Below are 6,833 nucleotides of genomic sequence, written 5' to 3' on the forward strand. Positions count from 1 at the left end.
GTCAGCTGCCGGACGGCGGCGCGGAACCGCCGGGCGTGGAGGGAGCCGAAGGGGCGGAGGGCGCCGCCGAGTTCGGTGCGCTGGACGGCTTGCTCGTCGCGGCGGTGGCCGGTGCGTCGTCGAGGGAGGAGACCTCCCAGCGCCCGGCGCGCGCGGTCAGGCCGAGCGCGTAGGTGAGGGGGAAGGTGTTGCCGTCCGCGTCGGTGGCGTCGATGGAGACCAGCAGGCGCCTGCGGACGCCGTCGCCGGGCACCTTCGTGCCGGCGTTGTCCTCAGAGTTGTCCTGGACGCTGGTGAGCTTGATCGAGGTGTAAGGGGTCGGCACCACAGGGGAGAGGTGGACACCGGGGGACGTGTAGCGGTCGAGCTCGCCCTGGCCGGCGACGTACGCCTTCAGGAAGGAGGCCGCGGTGTCGGACGCGGGGTCGGAGCTCCCGCTCCCGCGCGAGGTGGGGTATCCAAGGTCACCGGGCTTGAGCGCGGCGGGCGCCGCGACCTGCGCTGGCAAGGACACCGCGGTGTACGCGCTGGTGTCGTCGGCGCCGGTCGACTGCACGCCGACCCGGAAGTACTGCACGCCGGCGTCCGTGTAGCCGCCCTTCTTGGACTTCGCCGCGACGTTGACCGCCACGGTGACGCTCCAGTAGCCGGGGGAGACCTCGCGGGCATCCATCGCCTGGGTCCGCAGGGCACTTCGAGTCCCAGCCGGGTGGGTGAGGGCCACGCTGCCCGAGTAGTACGGGGCCAGGTTCTGCTCCGTCCCCTCTCCCGCCTCCAGGTAGGCGCCCACGAACAACTGCGCGAACCCGGCCGGGCCGGTGGAGGCGCTCGACTTGACCGCGGGCGTCGCCTTGGCCGCGCTCTGGGCAGGCGCCGACGAGCCGAACAGGGCCATGACCCCGATCAGCGGACCGGAGGCGATCAGCGCCCAGGTGCCTGCCCGGGCCAGCCGCGTCAGACCGGCGAGCCCGGCCGTACTGGTCTTCCACCCGATGGACTGCTGCTCGTCGACGTCGTCCTGCTCGGTCTGGGCCGGCTCGCTGGTCTCGGCGACCGAGTCCTCGGGCCAGTCCTGCTGCTCGCGACGAGCCTTGCGGCGTGCCCGCTTCACGACACGCTCCGCTGGGCCTGGGCCGTCAGGAGCTCGGCGATGCGGGACTTCAGCTGCTCGGGGGTGCGTGCCTTGAGCGCCTCCCAGGACTGGAGCGCGGGTTCCGAGTCGTTGTCGAGGAACTGGCGCATCTGCTCGTGCACCGTCCGGTCGAGCGGGTCCCGCACCAACGCGGTCCCCAGGCGGGTCGCGGTGATGCGAGCGGAGGCCACGCGGGTCTCGTCCTCATCGGCCAGAGGACCGGAGCGGGCGGAACCGGTGAAGGGGGCGGCAGCCATGGAGTACTCCCGTGAAATCGGTGGTCAGAGTGAGGAAGAGGGCCGTACGCGGATCACCCGTAGAGGTGTGGTTTCGGCCCGCCGTGTGACAGAGGAGGGCGGAAAACTTCAGGCAGCCGACCGCCGCGTCTGAAGCGCCGCCTCGCGCAGCGGGCGGACGGCACGGCTGGCCCGCTGACGCAGGCGCGCGCCTTCACTGCCCATCGACCGCCGGGTACGGGGAGTGCGCTCAGGGGTGGCGGAGGCGAGGTAGTAGCTCGCGATCCGCTGCGCGTCGGAGATCTTCAGCGCCTGGATGTCGACCGCCCACATCACCAGGGAGAGCAGTTCGGCGCGCGGGTCGTCGGAGCTGAGCTCCGGCTCGTCGCGGCTGACAATCTCCAACTCGACCGCGCGCACCAGGCAGTCGGCCAGCTGCGCCTGCGTCGCCGGGTCGGGACCGCCGGACGGCAGCAGTGCCGCGGCCCGGTCGCCGGCGAGCGGCAGCAGCGTGTCCCCTATCTCCTGCAGCACCGAGCGGTTGTCGTAGTCGGCGGCCAGGGTCTTCTGCGCCAGGACGAGCGTGTCCATCGCGATGTTCGCGAAGACGCCCCGCGGCCGGCGCTCGAGCGGGTAGGTGCCCACGACCTCGAACAGCGCGCTGAACATCGACGAGACGATGTCGTCCCATCGGATCCCGTCACGTTGCTGCGACTTCGCCATCGACACGGCCTTGGGCAGCATCACGCGCGCAGCGGTGCACCAGGCGAGGTCGCGGTCGGACCCCGATTCCTGGACCCGCCGCAGCAGGAAGAGCATCGCCTGGTCGTGCTGCTCCCATGCGCCACGACGGAAGAGACCGGTGATCCGGTCCACCACGTCCTGCGGGGTGCGAGCGCCCTCGAACGGGAGATGTTCGTCCGACCAGTGCGCGACGGCGTCGCCAGCGCGGGCGCTTTCGCACAGGACCGCCCAGTCGCGGTTCAGGCTCCGCAGGGTGCTGGAGCCCTCGTCAGTGGCCGAGGCGGACAGAGAGCTGAGGGTGTTGGTGATGTGCGACATCCGTGACCGTCCTTCGTCATCCGGTGGGGATGCCGCTGACGATCTTTTGACCCCCCTTGTCCGCGGTCTGACCACGTGGGGCGGCGAGGACTGTCAAGGAGAAACACGTCGAATCGCGCTCTGCGGCGACGCGGGCTGCACACCCGGACAAGGGGTGCGCACGAGGTGCGCGTGCCGGTGCGCGCACCTGGACAAGGGGGTGCGCACCGGTGCGCGTCGGTGCGCACCGAGAGGGCGGAAGGGGGCGCGCCGGTGCGGCGCGGGGTGCACGCGCCCCGCGGGTGCGCGATGCGCGCCGTTCCCGTGCGCGCGAGAGACCGGGCGCCGCACCGTCTGGCGTCCCGGGCAAACGCCCGTGCTGCACCCAGTGCGCGGCGCCCAGACCCGCCGCGCCCGCTTCGTCTGCCCTCAGGCCGGAGAATATGACGCAGGGTGACTGGCGAGGCGGGGAAGAGCAGCGCCGGGCTTCACGATAGGAACTGCCGTCCGCCCGGGTCGGCCGCTACCTGGCCAAGGCCGCCGGCCTGCGGTAGCCGGCGTGGACAAGGGGGTCACGCCGGAGGTTGCAGAGGTGGACAAGGGGCGGAAGGGAGGATTCCGCGAGCTGGACAAGGGGGTGCCGCGGAAAGCGCCAGGAGGTGGACGAGGGGGTGATGCGCGGAATATGAGCCGTGTCCGCAGGACCTGCTGCGCCTGTCAGCGGTGACACATGGTCACCGGCGCCCGTGAGGGTGAACGGCGGTACCGAAGGCTTCTGGAGTGCTGCCCGCACCCTCAAGTACCGGCGCGCGGCGCGGCTGACTGAGTGCGCGTCGGCTCCGGGAGACGTGCGGCAGTGCGCGCGCCGCGCGCCGGCACGGTCAGCACGTGCGTGCCGGAGGGAGGACCGTGCGCACCCGTGCGGCCGAGGCGCGCGCACCACGGTGCGCTGGACCGCGCGGCGGGACGCGCACCTCGGTGGCGCGCGCGTCCTGCCGCGCGCCGGCCAAGGCGCGGGGGATCGCGGCCGCGCGCATCATCCGGCAGCCTCGGCGCGCAGTTCCCTGGCCCGGTGGCGCGCGCACACACTGCGGGTCGGGATCGCCGGCCGGTCGCATGTTTCCCCGCGCCAGCCGGAGCACCGCGGCGCCGGGTCTGGATGCTGTGCGACGGCCCGCGCCGGCCGGCTCGCTTCCCGGCAGAGCCTGCACATCCGATCAGCGAGTGCGGGACCGACCAGCCGGATCCGGCAGCCGCACTCCCGGCAGACGGAGAGGTCCGCGGGCGCCGGCGGGGCGGCGGCGTTGCCGAGCACCGGGCGCCGCGGAGCCGGTGGCACGCATTCGGCACACGTGACCCCGGGCCCGCCCAGGCCGTGGTCGGGGCATTGCCCCAGCTCGATCCGGCGCTCCCGCTCGAGCTCGCGTCGACGTGTGGCGCGGATGTCCGCACATGCCGCGCAGGGCTCCCCGCTCGGCCACATCACTCCGCTCTCGCAGGCCAGATGCCCGCAGCCCCACCTCGGCAGAGCCACCCCCATCAGCCACCGGGCCGGGTCCTTGATGTCCGACAGAAACACCCCGGCGAAGCGGGTACGCAAGCGCTGCCGAAGCCGGTTGGAGTCACATCCGTGATCGAGCTGGCGGCCGACCTCGCGGGCGATCCGCCGCTGCATGAACGTGTTCGCTCGCTCGTACAGCACCTGCACGGGTTCGAGGACCTCGACAATGCGCGGGTGCAGCGTCAGCGGCGGGCCGTCGTAGTGGCCGCGGGCGGCTGGGGATGCCTGAGAGCGGGGTAGTTCCTGCTCCGCGCGGAGCGCGAAACCGTCCTGGACCTGCTCGTGCGCGGGGTTCGAGCCCGAGTTATCCACAGGCCGAGCGCCCTTGTCTACCTGTACTTCGCCTACGGCGGGTGAGTCAGGGCGGCGCTCGTCATCAGGTCGGTCAATCCTGTGGTCTTCCTTAGTCGCGAGCGATCCCTCACCGGCTTCCAGACCCGATCCCTCATCAAGTCGCGAAGACGGTGAGGTGCTCTCCACAGGCGAGGAGGGTTGGGTGCTGCCCGGGGCCGGGGGTACGTCATGGGCAATGAACTGGTGCCGCCCCTGCACGCCCGACCTGCGCAGCACGGTCACCCAGCCGGCATCCTCCAGAGCATCCACGACCTTCCCCGCAGATGCCGCGGACAGCGTCGTCCCCGCGCGCGCACCGGAGTGGTGGTAGAGATGTCCGGCGAGCTCGCCTTCGGTGAGAGGAATGTGCTGTATCTGGGCGAAGCAGAGCACCGCGTACGCACGCAACTGCCGCGGGGTCAGGTCCTCGCACGCGGCGACCGGCAGCCAGATGAACCGTTCATCCCGCTGTATCGGTCGTACGCGGCGCTGCGCCGTGGTGCCGCACCCGCCGGGCAGCGACCGTCGCTGGTTGACGGGGAGCTCGATCACCCCGTCCGGCCCGGGCCTGCGCAGTTGGGCAATGCCGCGTTCGACGGAGGACCGCGACAGCCCGAGGTACGACGCGAGCACCGTGGTGCCTGCGGTACAGCCTTCCGGGCGCTGCCCGAGCGCCTTGATCTTCATGTAGACGGCCAGAGCCACGTCCGCGTAGTGCGGGGACTCCACCAACCGCAGCGGCACCTTGACACGCTGACGCCGTACGGGCGTCTGGCTGCTGGACAGGCAGGACGAGTCCGCGGGCCGCGGTCGAGGCACCGGACCTGCAACGGACGTGGTGGTGAGGGGCAGGGAACTGGACACACTTCTCCCGCGCACCGCTGCCGGAGTGACGATCCGTCGACGGTGCGCTCGAGCCGCCGCCTCTGCGGGATGGGTGCAGAGACGGCCTTGCAGATGGGACCATGCGCCCCGCTGCGATCAGAGGGGATGTCAACCCCGGCGCGCTCGCGGTACAGCGTGCTGTGCCGCAAGCGCACCTGCTGACGGGCGGCGTGTGCCGTGCAGCAGAGCGCGGGCAGCCTTGGCGAAGGTGGGAGGGAGGCGCGGCGCGTCCCCTCGCCTTCTTGGCCAAGAGAGCGGATCAGCCGGCGAAAACCGTTGGACAGAGCGAGGAGCCTGCTCTCGGCCCCTTCGTCGACGACGGCGGCACAGAAGCCGCTGAATGCCCCGAACCGGACCAAACGGTTGTCACGGAATGTGACGCCGAGGTGACCATTGGGGGGTGAATGGCCGAGAACGGCGGTCCCGGGCGCCTGCTGAGCTGACAAAAGCCATGGCGGTACTGCAAGATGTACTCCGATCACCCTGGTGCACTCCAGGGATGACAAAGGCCCTTCGGGGTCAGCCCCTCGGGGCTAGCTGCTGGGAGGCAGTGATCATCCAGGCCGAGAGGCCTGGCTCTTCGCTCGACGGAGCTGGTACTCCGTAAGAGCGGTGACGGCCGGCAGAGGAGCTGCTAACTCCGAACCGGCGGGGAAGGGCGAGGAGCGCTCCTTGCTAGGGAGCGCCCGCCCGAGAGTTCTACGACATGCCGCCCTCCTCGGTGAGGGTGATGAGCGACGTGCGGTGTCCGCACAGCAAGAAGCCCCGGCTCGACGGCGTCGTGAACGCAGCGCGGAAGCCGGGCTGACTGTGCATTTGTGCGTGGGTGCGGGTACGCTCCACCACGAGACACCGCCTTATCCGGTTTCTCGAACCCGATATACGCCCCCGGACTTGCTCAAGGTCTGGGGGCATCGTGTTGTCAGGGCTATCAATAGATCAATCGATGGTCACCCTATCCCCAACAGCACCGGAAGTGCACAGGCTGTGGACGGACCGGTACATGCGGCGCGTCGCGCTGATCAGGGGTCACTTCACAGCCCATTCCCCTTAGTTGGGCAGCTTCCCTGATGAATCGGTCAAACTGACTCTATCGGCATGGATGAGCAGAAACTCGCAACTCCGGGTCTGTTCACCGCTGTAGCTCACGCGGGGCCTGCCCGGCCTGCGGGGTCTTCTCGTCCCGGGTGAAAGGCTCCGCCACCACCCGGCCCCGTGATCTCCCTTATGGCGAGCGCGGGCTGGAGTTCTTGTGGCACAAGCGGCGCTGGTGGTGCCGCGAACCGGCCTGTCCTCGGAAATCGTTCACCGAGCAGATCCCGCAGATCCCGGCCGGCGCTCGGCTGACCGGGAGGCTACGGAGTACAGCCGGACGTCGGATACGGGATGCGGGCTCCACGGTCATCCAGGCAGCCCGTGATCTGCATATGTCCTGGCCGACCGTGATGGACGCCTTCCGGACCGTTGCCCGCGAGGTCGTCGAAGCGCCGCTGCCCGAGGTCGGGGTGCTGGGCATCGACGAGACCCGGCGCGGCAAGACCCGCTGGGAGCAGAACCTCGAAACGGGCAAGTGGCAGCTGACACGGGACCGGTGGCACACCGGGTTCGTCGACGCGCTCGGTGTCGGTGGCCTGCTCGGCCAGGT

At 70.5% G+C, this 6,833-nt stretch carries 4 protein-coding genes and 2 pseudogenes; 2 read left to right on the plus strand and 4 right to left on the minus strand.

Annotated elements, in window-relative coordinates; genetic code table 11:
* Position 1: 1 nt before the first annotated feature.
* The 4 genes from ACFC02_RS32755 to ACFC02_RS32770 all read right to left on the minus strand — a co-directional run bounded on the left by ACFC02_RS32755 (position 2) and on the right by ACFC02_RS32770 (position 5,008).
* Positions 2–1,111, minus strand: a complete 1,110-nt coding sequence (locus tag ACFC02_RS32755; protein ID WP_376365228.1) for a conjugal transfer protein — start codon at positions 1,109–1,111, stop codon at positions 2–4.
* Positions 1,108–1,389 (minus strand): hypothetical protein, encoded by a 282-nt coding sequence (locus ACFC02_RS32760; protein ID WP_376365230.1) that lies wholly within the window; start codon positions 1,387–1,389, stop codon positions 1,108–1,110. The genes ACFC02_RS32755 and ACFC02_RS32760 overlap by 4 nt, the downstream gene beginning before the upstream one ends.
* Before the next feature lie 108 nt (positions 1,390–1,497).
* Positions 1,498–2,430 (minus strand): hypothetical protein, encoded by a 933-nt coding sequence (locus tag ACFC02_RS32765; protein ID WP_376365232.1) that lies wholly within the window; start codon positions 2,428–2,430, stop codon positions 1,498–1,500.
* A 1,015-nt stretch (positions 2,431–3,445) separates the two neighbouring features.
* The gene (locus ACFC02_RS32770; RefSeq protein ID WP_376365234.1) at positions 3,446–5,008 is read right to left on the minus strand and encodes a hypothetical protein; all 1,563 of its coding nucleotides are present in this window, start codon (positions 5,006–5,008) and stop codon (positions 3,446–3,448) included.
* A 1,340-nt stretch (positions 5,009–6,348) separates the two neighbouring features.
* Between ACFC02_RS32770 and ACFC02_RS32775 the strand changes: the two are divergent.
* Positions 6,349–6,591 (plus strand): annotated as a pseudogene (locus tag ACFC02_RS32775) (transposase family protein); the annotation flags it as partial.
* Between the two features lie 24 nt (positions 6,592–6,615).
* A pseudogene (locus ACFC02_RS32780) lies at positions 6,616–6,833 on the plus strand (ISL3 family transposase); the annotation flags it as partial.

Origin of the sequence: Streptomyces sp. NPDC056160 (genome assembly GCF_042268205.1) — a bacterium.
Taxonomy (GTDB): domain Bacteria; phylum Actinomycetota; class Actinomycetes; order Streptomycetales; family Streptomycetaceae; genus Streptomyces.

Coding starts and splice junctions, on each gene's coding strand:
- ACFC02_RS32760 (WP_376365230.1), bottom strand. CDS start 1,389: ATGGCTGCCGCCCCCTTCACCGGTTCCGCCCGCTCCGGTCCTCTGGCC.
- ACFC02_RS32765 (WP_376365232.1), bottom strand. CDS start 2,430: ATGTCGCACATCACCAACACCCTCAGCTCTCTGTCCGCCTCGGCCACT.